We start from the raw sequence: 22,516 nt of genomic DNA, 5'->3' as shown, positions 1-22,516 counted from the left end.
CGGGCCGGGCGCGAGCAGGCGCCGGGGGCGGGGGGAGCCGGGCCGGGCGCGTGTGCGCGCAGCGGGCGGACGGTGCCGGGGCGAGCGCTGGGCCCGGGCGAGCGGGGGTCCGGGCGACGTGCGTGTGGGTGGCACCCGGTCCGCGCGGCTGTGTGGCGCGCGGACCGGGGCCGTCAGGGGGCGCTGACCAGCTCGGGGGAGGTCAGCGCCGCGGTGTGCGCGTCCATGCGCTCGGCGGCGAGGATCGCGGCGGCCGTGTCCGCCCTGGAGGCGGCGACGACCAGGGCGCGGCCCGCGAGGGCGTGGGCGCGGCGGTGCAGCGCCTCGGCGTCCGAGCCGCTCAGCCCCGCGTGACGGGCCGGCGGCGCGCCGCGCAGCCGTGCCACCTGCCGGGCGATGAGGTCGCCGGCCGCGGTGTCGCCCAGCTCGTCCGTGACGGCGAGCAATGCGGACAGGTGTCCGGCGAGCTGGATGTCCAGCTCCTCCTCGCGCGAGCGGTGCGGGTACGCGTTCTGGTCGTCGTCGGCCATCCGGTGGACCGACTTGGTGCGGATCGGTTCGTACATGGGGACGGCCTCCTGCGGTAGCTCTGGAGCCATCCTATCTTAGATTCAATCTAAAGTTGAGCTGGGTCCGGAGGTGGCTTCTACGGCTGGCTGTAGCCGTCCAGGAAGTAGCCGATCCGGGTCACCGCGTCCGCCAGGTCGGCCGTGTTGGGCAGCGTGACGATCCGGAAGTGGTCCGGCTCGTGCCAGTTGAAGCCGGTGCCGTGCACCACCATGATCTTCTCGGCCCGGAGCAGGTCGAGGACCATCTGCCGGTCGTCCTTGATCTTGTAGACGTTCGGGTCGAGTCGCGGGAAGAGGTACAGGGCGCCCTTCGGCTTCACACAGGTCACCCCGGGGATCTGCGTGAGCAGCTCGTACGCCGTGTTCCGCTGCTCCAGGAGACGCCCGCCGGGCAGGACCAGGTCCTCGATCGACTGCCGGCCCTGCAGGGCGGCGGCCACCGCGTGCTGCGCGGGCATGTTGGCGCACAGCCGCATGTTGGCGAGGATCGTCAGCCCCTCGATGTAGGAGGTGGCGTGGGCCTTCGGGCCGCAGACCGCCAGCCAGCCCGAGCGGAAACCCGCCACCCGGTAGTTCTTGCTCATCCCGTTGAAGGTGAGGACGAGCAGGTCCGGGGCGATCGCGGCCGTGGGGGTGTGCGTGGCGCCGTCGTAGAGGATCTTGTCGTAGATCTCGTCGGAGCAGACGACCAGGTTGTGGCGGCGGGCGATCTCCGTGAGGGACCGGAGCATCTCGTCGTCGTAGACGGCGCCCGTCGGATTGTTCGGGTTGATGATCACGATCGCCTTGGTCCGATCGGTGATCTTCCGCTCGATGTCGGCGAGGTCCGGCATCCAGTCCGCCTGCTCGTCGCAGCGGTAGTGCACCGCCGTACCGCCCGCGAGGGAGACCGAGGCCGTCCACAGCGGATAGTCCGGGGCGGGCACGAGGACCTCGTCGCCGTCGTCGAGCAGCGCCTGCATCGACATCTGGATCAGCTCGGAGACGCCGTTGCCGAGGTAGATGTCCTCGACGGAGAGCGGAATGCCCCTGGTCTCGTAGTGGCTCATCACGGCGCGACGGGCGGAGAGCAGGCCCTTCGCGTCCCCGTACCCGTGGGCGTCGGCGAGGTTGCGCAGGACGTCCTCGAGGATCGCAGGGGGGCACTCGAAGCCGAAGGCGGCCGGGTTGCCGGTGTTGAGCTTGAGGATGCGATGACCCGCAGCTTCCAGCCGCATCGCCTCTTCGAGCACCGGGCCCCGGATTTCGTAACAGACGTTGGCGAGCTTCGTGGACTGGATCACCTGCATGTCGAGAGCTTACGGCGGGCAGGGGCGTGGCGCCTCGTGTTTTGGGACACGTCGGGCGGAACGGGGACGCTCGGGAAGCCCGGGCAGGCGTCCGGAATGTGACCCGGCTCGCTCCACGGGACCCGGCTGCCTAGAATGCGCCGCCATGAGCCAAAAGGACCACCGCGCCGCGGGCGCCCCGGCGCGGCGCGGCCGTCATGCGTCGGCGCGCCGGGGCCCGGGCACGCGCTGGGCGCTCGCCGGAGGCGGTGTCGTCGGGCTCGGCCTGCTGGCCGTGGTCGTCGCCGGAGCCTTCCGCACCGGGGAGACCGGCGGCCCCGGAGAAGACGGCGACCACCCGGGTCTGCCCGCACTCATCCAGGCCGATCCCCCGGCCGAGGGGGAGTCCGGCGACGGCGGGGAGGCCACCGGGGCGCCGAAGCCTGGCGCCTCGTCGGGCACCGCCGCGGCGTCCGCCGGGCCGGGTGCCGGGACGCCGTCCGGGTCCGCGACCGCCTCGCTCACGGCCGCGCCCACCGCCGGGGGCGACGGCGCGGACGACGGCTCGGGTGACGGGTCCGGCGGGGACTCCGCCGACGGCACCGGCCAGCAGCCGGGGAAGTCCGGATCGGCCCCGGGAGCCACGAAGCGCCCCAGGTAGGTTGGCACCTCATGTGGGTGTTGAGTGCCTCCGGATGCCGGTGGCTGGGTGCGACCGGGTCGCTCGCCGTCGCGGTGGGCGGGTACCTGGCCGGGACACTGCCGGTACGCGAGCCGTGGGGGCTGTGGGCGCCCCGGGGCCCGGCCCTGACCGTGGCCGGTGCCGTCCTCGCGTACCTGGGGCTGACCCTGCTCGTCGCGGCCTGGTGGCGGTACGGCGTGCTGCTGGTCCGGGGTGTGCGGGAGGCACGGGCCCGGGTGCCGGGCACCCTCGGGTGGTGGGCGGCGCCGCTGGTGCTCGCCCCGCCGCTGTACAGCGCCGACGTGTACAGCTACATCGCGCAGGGCGCGATGGTCCTCGAGGGGTACGACGTGTACGGGGCGGGGCCCTCGGTCCTCGGCCCCGGCGACCTCGGGGCGGACGCGGCGGCGAGCGTCGGTGGGCACTGGACCGACACCCCCGCTCCCTACGGGCCGGTCTTCCTCGTCCTCGCGCAGGGTGTGGTGGGACTGACCGGCGGGGCGATCGTGCCGGCCGTGATCGGGATGCGACTGATCGCTCTCGGCGCGCTCGCGCTGATCGTCTGGGCCGTACGGGGGCTGGCCGACCGCCGTGAGGGCGGCTCGGGGGACCCGAGCGGGGCGCTCTGGCTCGCCGCGCTCAACCCGCTGCTGCTCATCCATGTCGTCGGCGGGATGCACAACGACGGGCTCATGGCCGGGCTGATGCTCAGCGGCGTCCTGCTCGCGGTGCGCGGGCGATGGGTGACCGGCTGCGTGCTCGTCGGCCTCGCGATGATGGTCAAGTCGCCGGCGGCGGTGGCGCTGCTCTTCATCGGCGTGATGATCGCGCGGCGGGACGGTGGGGTACGGGGCGTGGTGAAGGGGCTCGTGCTGCCGGGGCTCGTCGCGGGCGCGGTCGCCGCGGGCGCGACGGTGGTGGCCGGGACCGGCTTCGGCTGGCTGCGGACGCAGAGCGTCGCCGGGACCATCCACACGGCGCTGTCGCTGACGAGCGACGTGGGGCTTGGTCTGGGGCTGCTGCTGGGCGACGGTCCCGAGCCGGTGAAGGGGGCCGTGCAGACGGTGGGGCTGGCCCTCGCCCTGGTGGTCATCGGGGTGCTCGCCCGGCGGGCGTGGAAGGGGCGGGTCGACCCGGTCCTGGCGCTCGGGCTCTCCCTGGTGGCGCTGGTCGCGCTGTCGCCGATGGTGCAGCCGTGGTACCTGCTGTGGGGCACGGTGGTGGTGGCCGCGGTGGGCTGGGACACGCGGGTGGGGCAGCTGCTGGCGGTGGTGTCGGCGGCGCTGGTGTACGAGACGGCGCCGTCGGGGCGCACGCCGTGGTACGGGTTCGTGGCGGCGGGCATCGTTCTGGCCCTGGGCCTGGTGTGGATGCGGCGGGACCGGTGGCCGACGGGGCTCCGACCGGGGCGGGAGCCCGTGGTGGACGGGCACAGGGGACGGACACGCGCGTAGGGCGGCGCCGTCCCGCGTGCCCGCCCGTCATGCCTCCAGGGGTGTGGCCCGAATGACTTACGGGAGGCGGCTCAGGGGCGCCTCGTGCGGCGGATCGACCTGCCCGCCAGGACGTCCGTCCGCTTGCCGTCCTCCACGACGAACCTGCCGTCGATCAGGACGTGCGGGATGCCCACCGGGAGCCGGCGCGGGGCGTCGTACGTCGAGCCCGCCGCGACCGTCGCCGGGTCGAAGAGGACCAGGTCGGCGCGGTAGCCCTCGCGGACCAGGCCCCGGTCCGGCAGACGGAGCCGGGCCGCCGGCCGGGACGTCAGATGGGCCACGCACTCCTCCAGGGAGAGGACGCCCAGCTCGCGCACGTACCGCCCGAGGTAGTGCGGAAAGGTGCCGTACGCCCGCGGGTGCGGTTTGACCCCCTGGAGGATGCCGTCCGAGCCGCCGGTGTGGACACGGTGGCGCATGATCGTCCGGACGTTCTCCTCGTGGCCGACGTGCTGCAGGATCGTCGACCCCAGCCGGTCGGCGATCAGCAGCCGGCGCGCCGCCGTCCAGCCGTCCGGGCGGCGGCCCACCCACTCCACGAGCCCGGGATCGCTCACCCCCGAGATCTCGATCGTGTCCCAGTCCACCGGTACGCCGTGGCAGCCGTCCGAGCCGATCTCCTCCAGGTGGTGGCGGATGCGTTCGGCCGTCTCGTCGTCCCGGAGGCGGGCCAGGGTCGCCTCCGGACCGCCTTCGCTCGCCCAGCTCGGCAGCACGGCCACCAGCGTCGTACAGCCGGGGGTGTACGGATAGGTGTCGAGGGAGATGTCGGAGCCCTGCTCCAGGGCCTCGTCGAGGAGGGCCAGGAGGTCGGGCGCCCTGCCCTTGTTCACGCCGAAGTTCATCGTGGCGTGCGCCAGGTGCAGCGCGCAGCCCGCGTCCCGGGTGAGGGCGACCATCTCCTCGTACGCCCGGAGCGCGCCGGCGCCGTACGAGCGGTGGTGCGGGCAGTAGTAGCCGCCGTACCGGGCCACCACCTCGCACAGGGCGGTGAGTTCGGAATCGGGCGCGTACATGCCCGGCGTGTACGTCAGCCCGGAGGACATGCCGACCGCGCCCTGCTCCAAGCCCTCGGCCACCAGCTGCCGCATCCGGTCCAGCTCGGCGTCCGTCGCCGGCCGGTCGTCCCAGCCGACCGCGTACATCCGGACCGTGCCCTGGGGGATCAGATACGCCGCGTTCACCGCGATTCCCCGGTCCAGGCGGTCCAGGTACTCGCCGACCGTGCGCCAGTCGAAGTCGATGTCGGAGCCGTCGCCGTTCCAGCCGGTGATCGCCCGGCGGACCTCCGCGAGCGTGCGGTCGTCGACCGGCGCGTACGACAGGCCGTCCTGGCCGAGGACCTCGAGGGTCACGCCCTGCGCGACCTTCGCGCTGTGGTCGGGGTCCCGGAGCAGCGCGAGGTCGCTGTGGGCGTGCATGTCGATGAAGCCGGGGGCCAGGGCGAGGCCCTCGGCGTCCAGGACGCGCCGGGCGGTGGGGCGCTGGCAGCCGGCCGCCGCCGCTTCCTTGACGATGGCGGCGATCCGGCCGCCGTCGAGGGCGACGTCGGCGCGGTAGGAGTCCCCTCCGGAGCCGTCGATGACGTCCACGTCGCGGATGACCAGGTCCATGGCGGGCTCCTAGAAGAAGGTGCGGATGTAGTCGACGACCGTGCCGTCCGCCTCGACCAGGGGAATCAGCTGCCACTTGTCGAAGGACGTGCAGGGGTGGGACAGGCCCATGCCGACCCAGTCGCCGACCTCCAGCCCGGCGTCCGGCTCCGTCCGCAGCCAGCCGTGCTGGTCGGACAGGCCGGTGACCGTGATGCCCTCGGCCGGGCGGACGGCGCCGGTGCGGGCGTCGCGGACCACCTGGGCCTTCGGGAGGTCGAGGTCGTACGCGGCATCGCGCTTGCCCGCGTTGGTGAAGGCCTGCTCGGGGGTGGGGCGGGAGACGACCTGCGCCCAGAGCCGGAAGGCGGGCTCGAGCACGCCCTCCTCGGGGACCCGGTTGAAGGGGGTGAGGCGCCGGTACTGGCCGTCGTCGTGCGAGACGTACGCGCCGGAGCGCAGCAGCTTCAGAACGGGGAGGGAGAGCGCGGGGATCTCGGCGAAGACGTCGGCGACCGCGTCGAACCAGGCGCTGCCGCCCGCGCTGACGACGATCTCCCCGATCCCGGGGGAGAAGCGGCCGGCCTTGTCGAAGTCCACGGCGAGGGCCGTGAGCCGGCGCAGCCAGGCGTGGACCCGCTCGGTGTCCGCCCGGGGGACCTCGCCCTCGTAGCCCGCCACGCCGACCAGGCGCAGGGTCGTGGTCGCCGCGACGGCGTCGGCGACGGCTGTGCAGTCGGCTTCCGTACGGGCTCCGGTACGGGCTCCCTCACCGGCGCCGAGCTCCACGACGACGTCCACGGCCCGGCGGGCGCCCGCCTCGGTGAGCGCGGCGTCCATCAGCTCGACCCCGCGCACGGAGTCGACGTAACAGACGAAGCGGAAGTCCGGGTCGGCGTCGAGCTCGGAGGCGAGCCAGCGCAGGGCGTACGTGTCGACGAGCTCGTTGGCGAGGAAGATCCGGGCGATGCCGTGGGCGCGGTAGACGCGGGCCTGGTGCGGGACGGCGGCGGTGATGCCCCACGCGCCGTGCTCCAGCTGACGGTCGAAGAGCTGCGGCGCCATGGAGGTCTTGCCGTGCGGGGCGAAGGCGAGGCCGTGGCGCTCGGCATAGCTCTCCAGGAGGCGCAGGTTGTGCTCGACGGACTCGGCGGACAGGGCGAGGACGGGGGTGGTGAAGCCGCCGGTGAACAGGTTCCGCCGCTGGGCCGCCAGCTCGCCGACGGTCAGGCCCTCGGCGTCCGGGGGCAGGGCCTTGAAGCGGTGGTCGACGCGCTCGGTGGCCGGATGAGGGGTGGGCCGTTCGGCGGGCATGGATCCTCCTCGTCGAGTCCGTTGCATATCCTGCAACGGTCATTGCGCATATCGCTTGGTGCTGTCTAACATCCGGGCCAACGCCGGGTCAATGGACCGGTGTGACCGAGACCGAGCCCCGACGCACGAGGAGCCCGCAGGTGACCGGAACCCCGCCCGTGGACGCGCCATCCGTGGACGTCGTCTGCCTCGGCGAGTCCATGGTCACCTTCCTGCCCACCCGGCCCGGCCGCCTCGCCGACGTCCCCTCCTTCACCCGTACCATCGGCGGCGCCGAGTCCAACGTGGCATGCGCACTGGCCGCGGCCGGGCACCGGGCGAAGTGGGTCAGCCGGGTCGGCCGCGACGGCTTCGGCGACCACCTGGTGGAGACGATCGCCGCGTACGGGGTCGACGTGTCGGCCGTCGGGCGGGATGCCGCGCGGCCGACCGGCGTCTACTTCCGCACCGCCACGGACCGGGCGACCGCGGCGCACGAGGTCGCCTACTACCGGACGGGCTCGGCGGCGTCGGCGATGTCGCCCGCGACCGTGCCGTACGCGTCGGTGGCCGACGGCCGCGTCCTGCACCTGTCCGGCATCACCGCCGCGCTCTCCCGGTCGTGCCTGGACCTGATGCGCGACCTCACCGCGCGCCGGGCGGGGCGCCCGCCGGTCTCCTTCGACGTGAACTTCCGCGCCGGGCTGTGGCGCGACGCTTCGGGACCCCGGGTGCTCCTGGAGCTCGCACAGGGCGCGGACCTGGTGTTCGTGGGGGAGGACGAGGCGGAGGAGGCGTGGGGGGTCGCGGGCCCCGAAGCGGTGCGCGGCGCCCTGCCGGAGCCCGAGGTACTGGTCGTGAAGCGGGGCGGCCGGGGCGCGGTGGTGTTCGAACGCCGCACAGGCGCTCCCCCCGACGAGGCCCGCCCCCGCCGAGGCGCGCCCGCCCCCGCCGCCGACGCCCCCACCCGCGCAGGCACTCCTCCCGACGACACCGTCACCTTCGCCGCCGCGCCCCGCGTCGACGTCGTCGCCCCCGTCGGGGCCGGGGACGCCTTCGCCGCCGGGTTCCTGTCCGGGACCCTCCGGGGCCTGCCCGTACGGGACCGCATCCGGCACGGGCACCTCATGGCCGCCGCCGCGCTCACCGTCCCCGACGACCTCGGCACACCGCCGTCCCCCGCACACGCCGACCGGCTCGTCGCCCTCGACGACGAGGGCTGGGGGAGACTGCACCTCGCCCCCGGCTGGACGCGGACCGGGGAGGACCAGGAGGTACGTACGCCATGAGTCAGACCGTCGACCGCGCGCTGAGCATCCTGCCGCTGCTCGCGCAGGGCCCCGCCGACCTCGGGCAGGTCGCCGACCGGCTCGGGGTGCACAAGTCCACCGCCCTGCGGCTGCTGCGTACCCTCCACGAGCACGGGCTCGTCTACCGCCAGCAGGACCAGCGCTACCGTCTCGGCGCCCGCCTCTTCGCCCTCGCCCAGGAAGCCGTCGAGAACCTCGACATCCGCGAGATCGCACACCCCCACCTCGCCGCGCTCAACGAGCAGATCGGGCACACCGTCCACCTCGCCGTGTACGAGGAGGGCGAAGTGCTCTACATCGACAAGGTCGAGAGCCGCTACCCGGTCCGGATGTACTCCCGTATCGGCAAGCCCGTCGCGATCACCGTCGCCGCCGTCGCCAAGCTGCTCCTCGCCGACCTCCCCGAACCCGAGCGGCGCGCCCTCGCCGCCAAGCTCGACTACCCCCCGTACACGTCCCGTTCGACCCCGAACGCCGCCGCCTTCCTCCAGGAGCTGGCGACCGTCCGCGAACAGGGCTGGGCCACCGACCTCGGTGGCCACGAGGAGTCCATCAACTGCGTCGGCGCGCCCGTCCGCGGCGCCGACGGCCGCGTCGTCGCCGCCATGTCGGTGTCGGCGCCCAATGTGGTCGTGACCGCCGAGGAACTCCTCGCCCTCCTCCCGCTGGTGCGCCGCACCGCCGACGCCATCAGCCGTGACTACTCAGGCAACACCGCTACGAAGGACCGGACATGACCGAGAAGACCGCGCTCGTCCCCGCCACCCACACCGCCCCGCCGGCCAAGTTCTCGCACGGCGTCAGGAAGGGCAACATCCTGCAGGTCGCCGGCCAGGTCGGCTTCCTGCCCGCCGTCGCCGGCCAGGCGCCGACCGTCGCCGGCCCGACGCTGCGCGAGCAGACCATCCAGACCTTCGCCAACGTCAAGGCGATCCTGGAGGAAGGCGGCGCGAGCTGGGACGACGTGATGATGATGCGCGTCTACCTCACCGACGTGGACCACTTCGCCGAGATGAACGAGATCTACAACGCGTACTTCGACGAGCAGGGCCTCAAGGCGCCAGCCGCGGCCCGTACGACGGTCTACGTCGGCCTCCCCCAGGGGCTCCTCATCGAGATCGACGCCCTCGCGGTCCTCGGCTGAGCCCGAGCCCTCTCGGCCGCACGTGAGCCTGAGCCGATTCCTCTGAAACCGCCGCTCCACGGCACGGCGTTCGTCCCCGGAACGCCGTGCCGCGCTCCCCCCTACCCAAAAACGAGGTACTCCCCATGCAGCCCCACACCGGTGGTCTCCTGCTCCTGATACCCGGCACCGCCGGTCTGCTGACCGTCGCGGCCCTCGGGATCGCCCTCCTCCTCGTCCTCATCATCAAGGTCCGGCTGCAGCCCTTCGTCGCCCTGCTCGCCGTATCGATCACCGTCGGCCTCGCCGCCGGGCTCTCCGTCACCGAGCTCTTCGGCACCGTCCAGAAGTCGGCCGCCACCTCCGTCATCGAGACCGGCATGGGCGGCATCCTCGGCCATGTCGCGATCATCATCGGCCTGGGCACCATGCTCGGCGCGATCCTCGAGGTCTCCGGCGGCGCCGAGGTGCTCAGCTCCCGCCTCCTCGGCCTCTTCGGAGAGAAGCGCGCCCCCCTCGCCATGGGCCTCACCGGGCTCATCTTCGGCATCCCGGTCTTCTTCGACGTCGGCATCTTCGTCCTCGCGCCGATCGTGTACGCGGCCGCCAAGCGGTCCGGCAGGTCGATCCTGCTGTACTGCATGCCGCTGCTCGCGGGCCTGTCCATGACCCACGCGTTCCTGCCACCGCACCCCGGGCCGGTCGCCGCCGCCGGGCTTCTGCACGTCTCGCTCGGCTGGGTCATCCTCATGGGCGTCGTCGTCGGCGTCCCCGCCGTCCTCGCCGCCTGGGCCTACGCGGCCTGGATCGGCAGGCGCGTCTTCGTCGCGGTCCCGCAGGACATGGTCGAGGCCGCCGAGGAGGCCAGGGCGAAGGTCGCCGCCGCGCGCAAGGACGGCGCCTCGGAGGCTCCCGTCTCCCTCGTCACGGTCCTGCTCATCATCGGCACCCCGCTGGTGCTCATCCTCGCGGCGACGTTCTCCTCCATCGCCCTGGACCCGTCCACCCTCCGCTCCGTGATCGAGTTCTTCGGCAACCCGTTCGTCGCGCTGACGATCGCGCTGGTCCTCGCGTACTACCTGCTGGGCATCCGGCGCGGCTGGTCGCGCACCTCCCTGGAGCAGGTGTCCACCTCCTCGCTGAAGCCGGTCGGCAACATCCTGCTCGTCGTCGGCGCCGGCGGTGTCTTCGGCGCCGTCCTCAAGGCCAGCGGCGTGGCCCAGGCGCTCTCCGACACGTTCAACGAGGTGGGGCTGCCGGTGATCGTGCTCGCCTACCTGATCTCGCTCGTCCTGCGGGTCGCGCAGGGTTCGGCGACCGTGGCCATCGTCACCACGGCGGGGATCGTCCTGCCGCTGGTCGAGGGCGGCGACCACTCACAGGCGTTCCTCGCCCTGGTCATCATGGCGATCTCGGCCGGCTCGATCTTCGCCTCGCACGTCAACGACGGTGGCTTCTGGATCGTGTCCAAGTACTTCGGCATCTCGGAGCGGGACACCCTGAAGTCCTGGACGGTCCTGGAATCGGTGCTGTCCCTGGCCGGCTTCGCGGTGGCGGCGGTGCTGAGCCTGGTGGTCTGAGGTCGGGCGCCCCTCTCGCCGATGTCTCCCTGGTGGGCCGGGGCGACATGGGCGAGAGGGGCGCCCCGGATCACCGGAGCGCCCCTCTCCCCTAGCAGGAGGCGCGGCCTTCAGGAGGCGCGGTCCTCAGGAGGTGCAGTACTGCGAGGCCTTGCCGATGGAGCGGTACATGCAGTCGGAGTTCTCCAGAAGCTGGAGCACCGCGTCCTTGTTGCGGCTCGTCTCGCGCTCGATCACCTCGTCGGGCGGGTAGAAGCCGCCGTTCCAGGACGAGGCCGGATACATCTCGAACGTGTATCCGAAGATCTTCTGCGAGCCCCAGAGGTAGTCGTCGATCGAGCCGTCCGTGACATAGAGGTCGCTGGACTGCTCGGGCGTGTACCCGTTGCTCGCCGCCATCTTCCTGCCGACGGCCGCGAACGCGTCCCGGTCGTCCTGGGTCATGCCCGGGGCGGTGTCGGCCGTCGTGTACCCGAAGGGCCACAGCACCAGTTCGCTGTACGTGTGGAAGTCGATGCCGGCCTTGATCTGCTGCTTGCCACCGACCACCCGGGAGCGGACGAAGTCGGCGACGACCTTGACCTCGGGGGCGGACTCGGGCGCCGTGCCCCGGTACGTCTCGGAGCTGAAGGAGCCGGAGGAACCGCCGCAGCAGCCCCACTTGAAGTTCCAGTTGCGGTTCATGTCCGTGCCGACGTAGCTGGAGCCGGCGTTGGGCTGCCGGTTCTTGCGCCAGCTGCGGTAGGAGCCGGTGGCGATGTCGTACTCGCCGCCGTCCGGGTTGAGGTCCGGCACGATCCAGATCTCGCGGCTGTTGACCACGTTCGTGATCCGGGAGTCCGTGCCGTAGCCCGCCCCCAGCTCGCGCAGCAGGTAGAGCGCCATCTCGACGGTCAGGTGCTCGCGGGCGTGCTGGTGGTGGGTGAAGAGGACCTCGGGCTCGGCCTCGTCGGTGCCCACATTGTCGCTGATCTTGATGGCGACGATGTCCCGGCCCTGGTAGGTCTTGCCGATGACCCGCTTGTTCATGATGCCCGGGTACTGCGTGAGGCGCTGGTTGATCTCCGCGTTCATCTCGGCGTAGTTGTGGTACTTCGAGTCGGCGGAGGGGAAGTCGAAGGGCTCGACGGCCCGGCCCGCGATCGACCGGTCGGGCGGGGCCGGCAGGGCCTCGGGGCGGTGGCCCAGTGCGCGGAGCTTGCGTAGCTGGGCGGAGTTGGCGCTGACGACGACGCTGTGGTCGTCGACCTCGTCGATCGAGACTCCGGTCGACGCGAGCGCGGTGCGCTCGGCGACGGTGGACGGGCCGTGGATCTCGTACTGACGGATGACTTCCTCGGTGGCGGCGGTCGGTTCCGCGTCGGCTCCGGCCTGGAACGCGCCTGCGGAGAGCGGCGCCGCGAGGGCGAGCGCCAGAAGGGCCGCGAGTGTGGCGGACCTTCTTCCGCGGGTTCGAAGTCGCATGCTGTCTCCTGGGTGGGGAGTGTGGGGGTGTGCGACAGGCTGTGCGGGTGTCCCGGCACATCGTGCGACCGTGACATGAACTGGTCAAGGTCGCGAACCGGTCAGGTACGGACTTCGGCCATGCCCTCTTGCGCTGCCGCGCCGCAGCCGCTTTGGTGACCGGGGCCACACAGCAGATCACATCGGACGGGTGAAAGGCGGTCGGACATGGCGGAGACAGCTCAGGAGGAGGGCACCGGCGGCTCCGACACCCGCCCGCGCAAGGCCACCTGGCGCGCCATCGGCCCCGGCATCGTGGTCGCCGCCACCGGCGTCGGCGCCGGGGACCTGGTCGCGACCCTGATCGCGGGCTCGAAGTTCGGCTACACCCTTCTGTGGGCCGCCGTCATCGGCTGCCTCGTCAAGATCTCCCTCGCCGAGGCCGCCGGCCGCTGGCATCTGGCCACCGGACGCACCCTCTTCGACGGCTGGCGCAGCCTCGGCGCGTGGACCACCGTCTACTTCGTCGGCTACGTCGTCGTCTGGGGCTTCGTCTACGGAGCGGCGGCGATGTCCTCCAGCGCCCTGCCGCTCAGCGCGCTCTTCCCCGGCGTCATGGACCTGAAGGTCTGGGCGGTGCTGTGCGGCCTGGTCGGGCTGGTCTTCGTCTGGTTCAACCGGTACGCGGTCTTCGAGAAGGTCATGACCGTGCTGGTCGGCGTGATGTTCGTGGTCACCGTCTACCTGGCCATCCGGGTCACCCCCCACCTCGGCGACGCCTTCGCCGGGCTGGCCCCCGTCCTCCCCGACGGCTCCCTCGTCTACACGCTGGGCCTGATCGGCGGTGTCGGCGGCACCATCACCCTGGCCGCGTACGGCTACTGGATCAACGCCAAGGGCTGGCGGGACGCCGGGTGGATGAAGGTGATGCGGCTCGACAACCGGGTCGCGTACGTCACCACCGGCATCTTCGTCGTCGCGATGCTCTTCGTCGGCGCCGAGCTGCTGCACTCCTCGGGCATCGCCCTCGCCAAGGGCGACAAGGGGCTGCTCGACCTGAGCGGGGTCCTGGCCGAGCGGTACGGGGACGCCACCGCCAAGCTCTTCCTGATCGGCTTCTTCGCCACCTCCTTCACCTCGCTGATCGGCGTGTGGCACGGCGTCAGCCTGATGTTCGCCGACTTCGTCACGCACTACCGGCCCTCCCTCGTGCCCGCCGGCACGGCCCGCGACAAGTCGCTGCCGTTCCGCGCGTACCTCCTCTGGCTGACCTTCCCGCCGATAGCCCTGCTCTTCCTGGACCAGCCGTTCGGCCTGGTCATCGTGTACGGCGTGATCGGGGCGTTCTTCATGCCGTTCCTGGCGCTGACGCTGATCCGGCTCCTCAACTCGACCCGTACCCCCGCCGAATGGCGCAACGGGCCGCTCAGCAACCTCATGCTGGGGGCGGCCGGGCTGCTCTTCGTCGTCCTGTGCGTCCAGCAGGTGCGCGAGCTGCCCTGGTAGGTGCGGCGGGCCGCACCGCTTCGGAGATACTGTCCCGCGTGGGGATGCTGATCGGCACGTACGAGATCGAACGCAAGCTCGGCGAAGGGGGCATGGGGACCGTCTGGCTGGCGCGCTCGCGCGGCGGTCGCGCGGTCGCCGTCAAGATCGCCCGGCCGGAGCTCGCCGCGGACCCGGGTTTCCGCGAGCGCTTCCGTGCCGAGATCGCCGCCGCCCGCAGGGTCGGCGGCTTCCACACGGCGCAGGTCGTCGACGCCGATCCCGACGCCGAGGCGCCCTGGCTCGCCACCGCCTACGTCCCCGGGCCCACACTCGCCGGACTCGTCACCGCCGAGGGCCCGATGGACGAGAGGCGGCTCCGGATGCTGGGCGCCGCGCTCGCCGAGGCCCTGGCGGCCATCCACGCCTGCGGGCTGGTCCACCGCGACCTCAAGCCCGGCAACATCGTCATGGCGCCCGACGGCCCCCGCGTCCTGGACTTCGGGATCGCCCGTGCCCTGGAGTCGACCCGGCTCACCGCCACCGGCGCGGCCTTCGGCACCCCCGGCTACCTCGCGCCCGAACAGGCCCTCGGCGAGGAGGTGACGGGCGCCGCCGACGTGTTCGCGCTCGGCGGGGTCCTCGTCGCGGCCGCCGGCGGACGGGCCTTCGGGGACGGAACGCCGATGGGCCTGATGTACCGCACGGTCCACGAGGCGCCGGACCTGGCCTCCGTACCGGAGGGCCTGCGCGGCATCGTGGGACGCTGCCTCGCCAAGAACCCGGCCGAGCGGCCCACACCGGAGGAGCTTCTCGACGCGCTGGCGGGAGGCGGGGACAGCGCGGTGGCGCCGGTGGTGCCGGTGCCGACCCTGGTGTCGGCCCCGGCCGTGGCTCCGACGCCGACCCCGATCCCGAATCCGACCCCCACTCCCACTCCCACCCCGACGCCGACCCCGACGCCGAATCCGCTTGCCGGGGCGGGGGCCGAGGGCACGGGCCGCGGGGCCCAGGACGCCGTGCCCCTCCCTGGGCACGCGGTGCCCCTACCGGTCCACGCCCGGCCCACTGTCGTCGTACCGCCGCCGCCCGCCGTGCCGCCCGGACCCGCGCCCGAGTTCCACGCCGCGGACAAGACCTCGGGGATCGTCGTCGACGCCGGCGGGATCGTCTTCATCGTCGGTGACGCCGAGGCCGATTTCACCTGGGCCGAGATCGCGTCCGTCGTGCACGGGCCGACCCGGGGCGGCCGCGGCATGGGCGTCACCCTCACCCTCCACGACGGCTCCGCCTACACCTGCGAGCTCGACGGCCGCCGCCCCGCCCGGGCCGAGGCGTGGGGGCGGGAGCTGGGCGTGGTCCTGCACCGGTACCGGCGCGGGTGAGAAAACGGCGCGGCGCCGCCGGGGGAGCGGCGGCGCGGCGCGTGTGCGGACCCGTCGTCACGGGAGGTTGTGCACGTGGGGGCCGACCGCGTTGGACCAGGCGTTGCCGGCCGTCGCGTCCCAGTTGGTCGACCAGGTCATGGCGCCGCGCAGGTTCGGCCAGGTCTGCGAGGGCTTGAAGGAGCCGCAGTTGGTGCCGCGGGTCAGGCAGTCCAGCGCGTTCCGCACGATCGACGGGTCGACGTAACCGCTGCCCGCGCCCCGGGTCGAGGCGGGCACGCCCAGGCCGACCTGGGAGGCATCGAGGCCGCCCTGGAGCTGGATGCAGGCGAGCGCGGTGAGGAAGTCCACCGAGCCCTGGCTGTACACCTTGCCGTCACAGCCGAGCATCGAGCCGCTGTTGTAGTACTGCATGTTGACCACCGTGAGGATGTCCTTCACGGCGAGCGCCGTCTTGAAGTACTCGGTCCCGGTGTTCTGCATGTCGATGGTCTGCGGGGCCATCGTCAGCACCATCGACGAGCCCGCCTTGGCGGAGAGCTGGCGCAGCGCCTTCGTCAGGTACGTCGAGTTGATGCCGTGCTCCAGGTCGATGTCGACCCCGTTGAAGCCGTACTCCTGCATCAGGGCGTACGCGCTGTTCGCGAAGGCGGTCGCGGAGGCGTCACTGTTGATCGTGACGTTCCCCTTCTCCCCGCCGACCGAGATGATCACCGACTTGCCGGCGGCCTTCTTGGCCGCGATGTCGGCCTTGAAGTCGGCGACCGAGGCGTAGCCCACGGCCGGGTCGAGGTTGAAGACGATCTGGCCCGGTGTGGCCGTGGAGTCGGCGAAGGAGACGGCGATGATGTCGTACTGCGCCTGGACGTCCCGGAGCTTCTGGACGGTCGCGCCGTTGTCGAAGTTCTGCCAGTAGCCGGTCAGCGCGTGCTTGGGGACGGCGGGCCCGGGCCCGGGGTTCGTCACCGTGCTCGTCCGCGCCGGGACGGCGGCCGACCTGGCCGACTCGCCCGCCGCGTTCGTCGCGGAGACCTGGAACTGGTACGTCGTCGCGGCGGCGAGGCCCGTGACGGTGGCCGAGGTGCCGGAGACGGTCTGCGCGAGGGCGCCGTCGCGGTACACCTTGTAGCCGGTGGCCCCGGAGACGGCGTTCCAGCTCAGGGCGACGGATGACGAGGTGACCGTGCCCGCGGCGAAGCCCGCCGGAGTGGCCGGGACGACCGGGTCGGGGTCGGTGCCGCCGCCCCCGTCGGGGCCGAAGACGGAGACGTCGTCGACGTGGTAGGCGGCCTGTCCGTACCAGCCGTGGGTGTAGACGGTCACCGAGGTGGTGTTGGCGCCGGTCGTGAAGGTGGTGGTGAGCTGCTTCCAGGAGGAGCTGTCGGGCGTCCAGGTGGAGACGTCCGTGGTCCCGGTGCCGCTCGCGCCCAGGTAGGCGTATCCGCCCCGCACCCAGGCGCTCAGCGTGTACGTCGCGTTGGGCCTGACCGTCACGACCTGGGTGCACTTGGCGTGGTCCTGGCCGGCGGGGGCCGCCCTGAGGGCGCCGGCTCCGGTCCGTACGGGCGAGGAGACCGCGGCGCCGCTGCCCGCGGAGCAGGTCCAGTTGGCGATCCCGGACTCGAAGCCCGCGTTCCTGGCCACGTTGACGTCCGCGGCCTGGGCGGTGCCGGCGCCGCCGACGAGGACGAGTCCGGAGCCGACGGCCAGCGCCAGGGCGCCGCCGATCCATCTGCGGGAGCGTGTGGTGGTGCGGTCCACTTGCTGCCTCCGGTGGGGGAGTTGGGGGTGTGGAGGGTACGGAACGGTGGCCACCGCTGAGGGAACAAGCTGGTCCAGACCAATCCGCTTGTCAAGACCTCTGGCGGGACGGGGCAGTTGGACCGTGGGCCCGGGGACCCACCCCCGGACCCACGGCAAGGCCCAGCGCAAGGGTCGCGCGGGCCCAGAAAACTCGTCGCGCTTGGCGGATTGTGTGTTCACCAGCCCGTAGGTCGTGGATAAGGTGCAGAAGCACCGCGCTGTGCAGTAACGCAGTGAACGCAGTGAGTCATGGGGACATGGGGACGGGGAGCCCGACGTGCCGACAGCGATCGCGGTCACCAGTGCCGACCTGGTGCTGCCACCGACCGACCAGCAGACGCCCACCGCCGCCGTCCTGCCCGCGCCCGGGACCCAGCCCCTCGCCTCCACGGTCGCCGACCTGCAGCTCCTCCTCGACCGGTACGGCCACGTCGTCGTGGTCTGCCCCACCTCCCTGCCGACCGCCACCGAACAGCGGTTGCACGCCGTCCGGTCCCTCCTGGAGAGCGACCGGATCGCTCTGGTCAAGACCGACCTGCCGCCGCTCGGCACCGCCGTGCTCGCCCGTCAGCTGCGCCAGCTGTCCGTCTGCGACTTCAGCCCCGGCGTCGTCGCCTCGGCCGCCCGGCTGCTCGCCCACTACATCTACGCAGGGGCCGTCCTCGGCTCCGTCGCCAGGCTCGACCGCGTACCGGTCAGCCTCAAGTCCCACCTCAAGGGCTGGATGCCGGGAGCGCAGTTCGCCGTGCTCGCCGGACCCGTCCCGCAGCTCGTCCGGATCACACCGGGCGCCGAGCCGCCCACCGGGCCCGGGTTCGCCACCCAGCTCCTCCTCGCCAGGGGGCAGCTGCAGACCGACTGGCCCACCGGCACCCTCGCCCCCCGATGGCAGGTCCAGGGCGTCCAGGAGGCCCCGCTGCCCGCCGACTCCCCGCGCTGGTGGGGCACGGGCCGGCTGGTCGAGTTCGCGGCCCACCTGCCCGACATCGCGGTCCTGCACCACCTGGTCTCCTCCGTACGGCGGGAGACCTGCCACTGGTGCCGGATGGAACTCATCGGCGACCGCTGCGGATTCTGCTCCGCCCCCCTGCCTTCCACCGCACCGCCCGCCACCGCGCGGTCCAGCGGCGCGCCGCCCACCGCACCGGCCGCCGCCCCGTCCGGACCCCGCGCATCCCGGACACCCCGGGCGCTCACCTCCCGCGCCCGCTGAACAACCGCCCCGCCGAACCACCGCCCCCCGCCCGCCGAGTCACACGGAACCGATCGAGGTCGTACGGCATGAACTCCCGCCAGCGCCGTGGCGTCATCCTGCTGCTGCTGTCCGTCCTGTGCGCCCTGGGCGCGTTCGCCGGAGTCCTGTCGGTGATCGGTGACGTCAACTCCAAGGTCGGGCCCGAGGTGAAGGCGTACCGCGTCAAGAGCAAGGTGGAGCCGTACGCCCCCCTGACCCGCGGGCAGTTCGAGGAGATCTCGATGCCCGAGCGATGGCTCTCGAAGAACGCCGTCACCGACCTCGCCCAGATCGAGGGCAAGATCGCCGTCACCACCCTCCAGGCCGGGTCCCTGCTGCAGACCGACATGATCGTCAAGCGTCCGGCGCTCCAGCCGGGCCAGCAGGAGATCGCCATCATGATCGACGCCGCCACCGGCGTCGCCGGCAAGATCACCGCCGGCGCCACGGTCAACATCTACGCCACCTTCGAGGGCGAGAAGGACGGGCAGCCGGCCCAGTCCAAGATGATCGTCAGCAACGCCCGGGTCCTGGACGTCGGCCGGCTCACCCCCATCCGCGACCAGGACGACCGCGGCGGCCGCGCCACCGACGCCGTCCCGATCAGCTTCGCGCTCTCCACGCTCGACACCCAGCGCGTCGCGTACGCCGAGTCCTTCGCCCAGCACGTACGCCTCGCCCTCGTCGCCCCCGGCGGCGAGCCCACCGTCGACCCGCGCGACCGCACCTACACGCTCGACAAGGACAAGTGAGACCCGGTATGACCACCAGGATCCTGCCGGCCGTCGCGGACCCCGACGCGGCCCGCGCCGTCACCACGCTGCTCAGCCAGCTCCCCGACGCCGAGCCCGCCGCCCCCGTCCCCGACTCCACCCACCTGGTCGACACCCTCGCCCGGCTGGCCGCCGTGTCCCTCGACGAGCTGCCCGAAGTCGTCCTCGTCCACGAGCGGATCGGCCCGGTCCCGGCCCTGGAGCTGGTCCGCGAGGTCGCGCTCCGCTTCCCCGCCGTCGGCGTCGTCCTCATCACCGCCGACGCGAGCCCCGTCCTCTTCTCGGCCGCCATGGACGCCGGCGCCCGCGGTCTGGTCACGCTGCCCCTCGGCTACGAGGAGCTGGCCAGCCGCGTCCAGGCCGCCGCCCAGTGGTCCGTCGGTGTCCGCCGCCACCTCGGCGGGGGCGCCGACGCCCTCGCCGGACCGGGCGGAACGGTCGTCACCGTCAGCGGCGCCAAAGGCGGTGTCGGAACCACCGTCACCGCCGTCCAGCTCGCCCTCGCCGCCCGGGCCTCGGGACGCACCGTCGCCCTCGTCGACATGGACCTCCAGGGCGGCGACATCGCCTCCTACCTCGACGTCCAATTCCGCCGCTCGGTCGCCGACCTCGCCGCCGTCGACGACATCTCGCCCCGCGTCCTCCAGGACGCCGTCTACACCCACGAGACCGGCATCGCCCTGCTCCTCGCCCCCGGCGAGGGCGAACGCGGCGAGGAGGTCGCCGACCGCTCCGCCCGCCAGATCGTCAGCGCGCTCCGCTCCCGCCACGACGTCGTGGTCATCGACTGCGGAACCCATCTCACCGGGGCGAGCGCCGTCGCCGTCGAGATGGCCGACACGGCGCTCCTGGTCACCACCCCCGACGTGGTCGCGGTACGGGCCGCGAAGCGCACCGTACGGATGTGGGACCGCCTCCAGATCCGCAAGGCGGAGGAGAGCACGGTACTGGTGAACCGGTACACGCGCTCCACCGAGATCCAGCCCGCCCTCATCCAGAAGATCACCGGGACACGGATGGCGGATGTCGTCGTCCCCGCCAACTTCAAGGAACTCCAAGGCGTCGTCGACGCCGGCCGGATGCACGAGCTCGACGCCCGCTCGACCGTGAAGCAGGCGCTGTGGTCGCTCGCCGGCGAACTGGGCCTGGTCCAGGCGCCGGACGGCGGCGCTCCGCGAGGAGGCGCCCCGCGCGGCCCGGGCAGGCAGCTCGCCCTCACCCGCGGTGACGACCGGGGATCGGTCGGCCTGCGACGCGGGAAGGGGCGCTGAACCATGCCGGCGTACCGGGACGACAAGGGGCAGGTGGCGATCGAGTTCCTCGGCATGGTGCCGCTCATCGTGCTGACCCTGGTGCTGCTGTGGCAGTGCGTCCTGGTCGGGTACACCTTCACGCTCGCGGGGAACGCGGCCGACGAGGCCGTGCGGGCCGGAGCGGTGGAGGGCGACTGCCACGCGGCGGGGACCCGACACCTGGAGGGGGCATGGGCGGCGGGCGCCTCCGTGACCTGTGCGCCGTCCGGGGAGATGGTGCGGGCGACGGTACGGCTCAAGGTGCCCGTGCTGTTCCCCGGGGCCATCAGCTTCCCCTTCACCGTGACCGGTGAGGCCGGAGCCGTACGAGAAGAGGGGACGCGGCCGTGAAGGCACGAGACCGGGGCCAGGTCGCCGTCGAGTACCTCGGGTTCCTGCCCGTGCTGCTGCTCGTCGCCCTGGCCGGCATCCAGCTCGGGATCGCCGCGTACGCCGCCCAGCAGGCGGGGACGGGGGCGCGCGCGGCCGCCCGGGCCGCCACGCACGACGAGACGACGCTCGACCCGGGAGCGGCGGGGCGGGCCGCGATGAGCGGCTGGATCGCCGAACGCTCCGGCGTCGACGTCGACGCCGGGGGCGACGAGGCCGTGGCGACCGTCACCGTACAGATCCCGTCCGTCGTCCCCTTCTGGGACTTCGGACAGGTGAGGAAGAGCGCCACCCTGCCCCTGTCCGAGGAGGACGCGTCATGAGTCTCGGGAAAGGCCGGGAGCCGGGCAGCAGCCAGGAGCCGCTGACGAGTCGGCCGGGGACGTGCCATGAGCCGGGGACGAGCCATCAGGCCGGAGGGCGAGTCGTGAGTGCGGAGGACGCGTCATGAGCCTGCGGGCCCGTATCAGCACCCCTGAGGAGAACGGCCCGGGAGGCCGCGAGGACGGCCACCTCGTGGCGTCCTTCCGCGCCAAGCTCCTGGAGGAGATCGACCTCACGGAGATGTCGGCCCTCGCCGCCGCCGAGCGGCGCGCCCGCCTCGAACGCGTCCTCGGGCACATCATCAGCCGCGAGGGCCCCGTCCTCTCCACCGTCGAACGCGCCCAGCTGATCCGTCGCGTCGTCGACGAGGCGCTCGGCCTCGGCGTCCTGGAACCCCTCCTCGAAGACGCCTCCATCACCGAGATCATGGTCAACGGCCCCGACCAGATCTTCATCGAACGGGCGGGCCGGGTCGAGCTGCTGCCGCTCCGCTTCGCCTCCCACGAACAGCTCATGCAAACCATCGAGCGGATCGTGTCCACCGTCAACCGGCGGGTGGACGAGTCGAACCCGATGGTCGACGCCCGCCTGCCGTCCGGCGAGCGCGTCAACGTGATCATCCCGCCGCTCTCGCTGACCGGGGCGACCCTGACGATCCGCCGCTTCCCCCGCGCGTACACCCTGCGGGAGATGATCGGCCTCGGCTCGCTCGACGAGCACATGCTGTTCCTCCTCGCCGGCCTCGTCCAGGCGAAGTTCAACGTGATCGTCTCCGGCGCCACCGGCACCGGGAAGACCACGCTCCTCAACGCGCTGTCCGGGCTGATCCCGGAGGGCGAGCGGGTCATCACCATCGAGGACTCGGCCGAACTCCAGCTCCAGCAGTCCCATGTCATCCGCCTGGAGAGCCGGCCCCCGAACATCGAGGGCCGCGGCCAGGTCACCATCCGCGACCTCGTCCGCAACTCCCTGCGCATGCGCCCCGACCGCATCATCGTCGGCGAGGTCCGCGGCGGCGAGACCCTCGACATGCTCCAGGCCATGTCCACCGGACACGACGGCTCGCTCGCCACCGTCCACGCCAACTCGGCAGAGGACGCGCTCACACGCCTGCAGACCCTGGCCTCCATGTCCGAGGTCAAGGTCCCCTTCGAGGCGCTCAGGGACCAGATCAACAGCGCCGTCGACGTCCTCGTCCAGCTGACCCGGCACGCCGACGGCACCCGCCGCATCACCGAGATCGCCATCCTGGCGTCGAACGGCCGCGAACGCTTCACCCTCGCCACCGTCTGCCGCTTCCGCGCCCAGCCGCTCGCGGCCGACGGACGGGTGTACGGCGTCTACGAGTATTACCCGCTGCCCCGACGGGTCGCCGACCGGCTGTACATGGCGGGCCAGCCGATCCCCCAGGCCTTCGGCGTCGCCACGACCGACGAGCAGCTCGCCGTCCGAGAAGCGAAGTAGGGGGACGACG

General features: G+C 72.4%; 20 protein-coding genes. 14 read left to right on the top strand and 6 right to left on the bottom strand.

Annotation, left to right across the window (positions count from 1 at the left end):
* Window positions 1–173: 173 nt before the first annotated feature.
* Window positions 174–566 (bottom strand): SCO4983 family protein, encoded by a 393-nt coding sequence (locus tag ACZ4VW_RS02530; protein WP_467957587.1) that lies wholly within the window; start codon window positions 564–566, stop codon window positions 174–176.
* Between the two features lie 80 nt (window positions 567–646).
* Window positions 647–1,858 carry a pyridoxal phosphate-dependent aminotransferase gene (locus ACZ4VW_RS02525; protein ID WP_467957585.1) on the bottom strand — a complete coding sequence of 404 codons (1,212 nt, stop codon included), beginning with the start codon at window positions 1,856–1,858 and terminating at the stop codon, window positions 647–649.
* Window positions 1,859–2,003: 145 nt separating this feature from the next.
* Between ACZ4VW_RS02525 and ACZ4VW_RS02520 the strand changes: the two genes are divergently transcribed.
* Together ACZ4VW_RS02520 and mptB are read left to right on the top strand one after the other, a co-directional pair.
* Window positions 2,004–2,498, top strand: coding sequence for a hypothetical protein (locus tag ACZ4VW_RS02520; protein ID WP_467957583.1), 495 nt, complete (start codon window positions 2,004–2,006; stop codon window positions 2,496–2,498).
* An 11-nt stretch (window positions 2,499–2,509) separates the two neighbouring features.
* A complete protein-coding gene (gene mptB, locus ACZ4VW_RS02515) occupies window positions 2,510–3,973 on the top strand; it encodes a polyprenol phosphomannose-dependent alpha 1,6 mannosyltransferase MptB (RefSeq protein ID WP_467957581.1) in 1,464 nt (487 codons plus the stop codon).
* 71 nt (window positions 3,974–4,044) lie between these two features.
* Here mptB and ACZ4VW_RS02510 read toward each other — a convergent pair whose 3' ends face one another.
* The gene (locus ACZ4VW_RS02510; protein ID WP_467957579.1) at window positions 4,045–5,628 is read right to left on the bottom strand and encodes an N-acyl-D-amino-acid deacylase family protein; all 1,584 of its coding nucleotides are present in this window, start codon (window positions 5,626–5,628) and stop codon (window positions 4,045–4,047) included.
* A 9-nt stretch (window positions 5,629–5,637) separates the two neighbouring features.
* Complete coding sequence (locus tag ACZ4VW_RS02505) at window positions 5,638–6,921, bottom strand: alanine racemase (protein WP_467957577.1); 1,284 nt, start codon at window positions 6,919–6,921, stop codon at window positions 5,638–5,640.
* Window positions 6,922–7,121: 200 nt separating this feature from the next.
* Here ACZ4VW_RS02505 and ACZ4VW_RS02500 point away from each other — a divergent pair, with 200 nt between their 5' ends.
* The 4 genes from ACZ4VW_RS02500 to ACZ4VW_RS02485 all read left to right on the top strand — a co-directional run bounded on the left by ACZ4VW_RS02500 (window position 7,122) and on the right by ACZ4VW_RS02485 (window position 10,913).
* Entirely contained in the window at window positions 7,122–8,189 is a 1,068-nt protein-coding gene (locus ACZ4VW_RS02500; protein ID WP_467958147.1) for a sugar kinase, read from the top strand.
* Entirely contained in the window at window positions 8,186–8,947 is a 762-nt protein-coding gene (locus ACZ4VW_RS02495) for an IclR family transcriptional regulator (protein WP_467957575.1), read from the top strand. Before ACZ4VW_RS02500 ends, ACZ4VW_RS02495 begins: the two co-directional genes overlap by 4 nt.
* Window positions 8,944–9,354, top strand: coding sequence for a RidA family protein (locus ACZ4VW_RS02490; protein ID WP_467957573.1), 411 nt, complete (start codon window positions 8,944–8,946; stop codon window positions 9,352–9,354). Before ACZ4VW_RS02495 ends, ACZ4VW_RS02490 begins: the two co-directional genes overlap by 4 nt.
* A 125-nt stretch (window positions 9,355–9,479) precedes the next feature.
* The gene (locus ACZ4VW_RS02485) at window positions 9,480–10,913 is read left to right on the top strand and encodes a GntP family permease (RefSeq protein ID WP_467957571.1); all 1,434 of its coding nucleotides are present in this window, start codon (window positions 9,480–9,482) and stop codon (window positions 10,911–10,913) included.
* A gap of 126 nt (window positions 10,914–11,039) precedes the next feature.
* Here ACZ4VW_RS02485 and ACZ4VW_RS02480 read toward each other — a convergent pair whose 3' ends face one another.
* Entirely contained in the window at window positions 11,040–12,377 is a 1,338-nt protein-coding gene (locus ACZ4VW_RS02480; RefSeq protein WP_467957569.1) for a M14 family metallopeptidase, read from the bottom strand.
* Window positions 12,378–12,584: 207 nt separating this feature from the next.
* On the opposite strand from ACZ4VW_RS02480, the gene ACZ4VW_RS02475 reads away from it, so the two are divergent.
* Together ACZ4VW_RS02475 and ACZ4VW_RS02470 are read left to right on the top strand one after the other, a co-directional pair.
* The gene (locus ACZ4VW_RS02475) at window positions 12,585–13,862 is read left to right on the top strand and encodes an Nramp family divalent metal transporter (RefSeq protein WP_467957567.1); all 1,278 of its coding nucleotides are present in this window, start codon (window positions 12,585–12,587) and stop codon (window positions 13,860–13,862) included.
* Between the two features lie 44 nt (window positions 13,863–13,906).
* Complete coding sequence (locus ACZ4VW_RS02470) at window positions 13,907–15,226, top strand: serine/threonine-protein kinase (protein ID WP_467958144.1); 1,320 nt, start codon at window positions 13,907–13,909, stop codon at window positions 15,224–15,226.
* Window positions 15,227–15,283: 57 nt separating this feature from the next.
* Here ACZ4VW_RS02470 and ACZ4VW_RS02465 read toward each other — a convergent pair whose 3' ends face one another.
* On the bottom strand, window positions 15,284–16,987 hold the full coding sequence (locus ACZ4VW_RS02465; protein WP_467957565.1) for a chitinase: 1,704 nt from the start codon (window positions 16,985–16,987) through the stop codon (window positions 15,284–15,286).
* A 319-nt stretch (window positions 16,988–17,306) separates the two neighbouring features.
* On the opposite strand from ACZ4VW_RS02465, the gene ACZ4VW_RS02460 reads away from it, so the two are divergent.
* The 6 genes from ACZ4VW_RS02460 to ACZ4VW_RS02435 all read left to right on the top strand — a co-directional run bounded on the left by ACZ4VW_RS02460 (window position 17,307) and on the right by ACZ4VW_RS02435 (window position 22,506).
* Window positions 17,307–18,242 carry a hypothetical protein gene (locus ACZ4VW_RS02460; protein WP_467957563.1) on the top strand — a complete coding sequence of 312 codons (936 nt, stop codon included), beginning with the start codon at window positions 17,307–17,309 and terminating at the stop codon, window positions 18,240–18,242.
* Between the two features lie 68 nt (window positions 18,243–18,310).
* Window positions 18,311–19,015 (top strand): Flp pilus assembly protein CpaB, encoded by a 705-nt coding sequence (gene cpaB / locus ACZ4VW_RS02455; RefSeq protein WP_467957561.1) that lies wholly within the window; start codon window positions 18,311–18,313, stop codon window positions 19,013–19,015.
* Between the two features lie 8 nt (window positions 19,016–19,023).
* Window positions 19,024–20,307, top strand: a complete 1,284-nt coding sequence (locus tag ACZ4VW_RS02450; protein WP_467957559.1) for an AAA family ATPase — start codon at window positions 19,024–19,026, stop codon at window positions 20,305–20,307.
* A 3-nt stretch (window positions 20,308–20,310) separates the two neighbouring features.
* Window positions 20,311–20,679, top strand: coding sequence for a TadE/TadG family type IV pilus assembly protein (locus tag ACZ4VW_RS02445; RefSeq protein WP_467957557.1), 369 nt, complete (start codon window positions 20,311–20,313; stop codon window positions 20,677–20,679).
* Window positions 20,676–21,041 carry a TadE/TadG family type IV pilus assembly protein gene (locus ACZ4VW_RS02440; protein WP_467957555.1) on the top strand — a complete coding sequence of 122 codons (366 nt, stop codon included), beginning with the start codon at window positions 20,676–20,678 and terminating at the stop codon, window positions 21,039–21,041. The genes ACZ4VW_RS02445 and ACZ4VW_RS02440 overlap by 4 nt, the downstream gene beginning before the upstream one ends.
* Window positions 21,042–21,165: 124 nt before the next feature.
* Window positions 21,166–22,506 carry a CpaF family protein gene (locus tag ACZ4VW_RS02435; RefSeq protein WP_467957553.1) on the top strand — a complete coding sequence of 447 codons (1,341 nt, stop codon included), beginning with the start codon at window positions 21,166–21,168 and terminating at the stop codon, window positions 22,504–22,506.
* The last annotated feature ends 10 nt before the right edge of the window (window positions 22,507–22,516 follow it).

This window comes from Streptomyces sp. NPDC029139, from assembly GCF_055564335.1.
The sequence above is the reverse complement of the archived record's forward strand: the minus strand, read 5'-3'. Positions and strand labels throughout refer to the sequence as shown.

Excerpts from the sequence above, each read along its gene's own strand:
- ACZ4VW_RS02525 (WP_467957585.1), bottom strand. The coding sequence starts at position 1,858 with ATGCAGGTGATCCAGTCCACGAAGCTCGCCAACGTCTGTTACGAAATC.
- ACZ4VW_RS02470 (WP_467958144.1), top strand. The coding sequence starts at position 13,907 with ATGCTGATCGGCACGTACGAGATCGAACGCAAGCTCGGCGAAGGGGGC.
- ACZ4VW_RS02485 (WP_467957571.1), top strand. The coding sequence starts at position 9,480 with ATGCAGCCCCACACCGGTGGTCTCCTGCTCCTGATACCCGGCACCGCC.
- ACZ4VW_RS02450 (WP_467957559.1), top strand. The coding sequence starts at position 19,024 with ATGACCACCAGGATCCTGCCGGCCGTCGCGGACCCCGACGCGGCCCGC.
- ACZ4VW_RS02490 (WP_467957573.1), top strand. The coding sequence starts at position 8,944 with ATGACCGAGAAGACCGCGCTCGTCCCCGCCACCCACACCGCCCCGCCG.
- mptB (WP_467957581.1), top strand. The coding sequence starts at position 2,510 with ATGTGGGTGTTGAGTGCCTCCGGATGCCGGTGGCTGGGTGCGACCGGG.
- ACZ4VW_RS02480 (WP_467957569.1), bottom strand. The coding sequence starts at position 12,377 with ATGCGACTTCGAACCCGCGGAAGAAGGTCCGCCACACTCGCGGCCCTT.
- ACZ4VW_RS02520 (WP_467957583.1), top strand. The coding sequence starts at position 2,004 with ATGAGCCAAAAGGACCACCGCGCCGCGGGCGCCCCGGCGCGGCGCGGC.
- ACZ4VW_RS02475 (WP_467957567.1), top strand. The coding sequence starts at position 12,585 with ATGGCGGAGACAGCTCAGGAGGAGGGCACCGGCGGCTCCGACACCCGC.
- ACZ4VW_RS02500 (WP_467958147.1), top strand. The coding sequence starts at position 7,122 with ATGGTCACCTTCCTGCCCACCCGGCCCGGCCGCCTCGCCGACGTCCCC.
- ACZ4VW_RS02510 (WP_467957579.1), bottom strand. The coding sequence starts at position 5,628 with ATGGACCTGGTCATCCGCGACGTGGACGTCATCGACGGCTCCGGAGGG.
- ACZ4VW_RS02530 (WP_467957587.1), bottom strand. The coding sequence starts at position 566 with ATGTACGAACCGATCCGCACCAAGTCGGTCCACCGGATGGCCGACGAC.
- ACZ4VW_RS02505 (WP_467957577.1), bottom strand. The coding sequence starts at position 6,921 with ATGCCCGCCGAACGGCCCACCCCTCATCCGGCCACCGAGCGCGTCGAC.
- ACZ4VW_RS02445 (WP_467957557.1), top strand. The coding sequence starts at position 20,311 with ATGCCGGCGTACCGGGACGACAAGGGGCAGGTGGCGATCGAGTTCCTC.
- ACZ4VW_RS02435 (WP_467957553.1), top strand. The coding sequence starts at position 21,166 with ATGAGCCTGCGGGCCCGTATCAGCACCCCTGAGGAGAACGGCCCGGGA.
- cpaB (WP_467957561.1), top strand. The coding sequence starts at position 18,311 with ATGAACTCCCGCCAGCGCCGTGGCGTCATCCTGCTGCTGCTGTCCGTC.
- ACZ4VW_RS02495 (WP_467957575.1), top strand. The coding sequence starts at position 8,186 with ATGAGTCAGACCGTCGACCGCGCGCTGAGCATCCTGCCGCTGCTCGCG.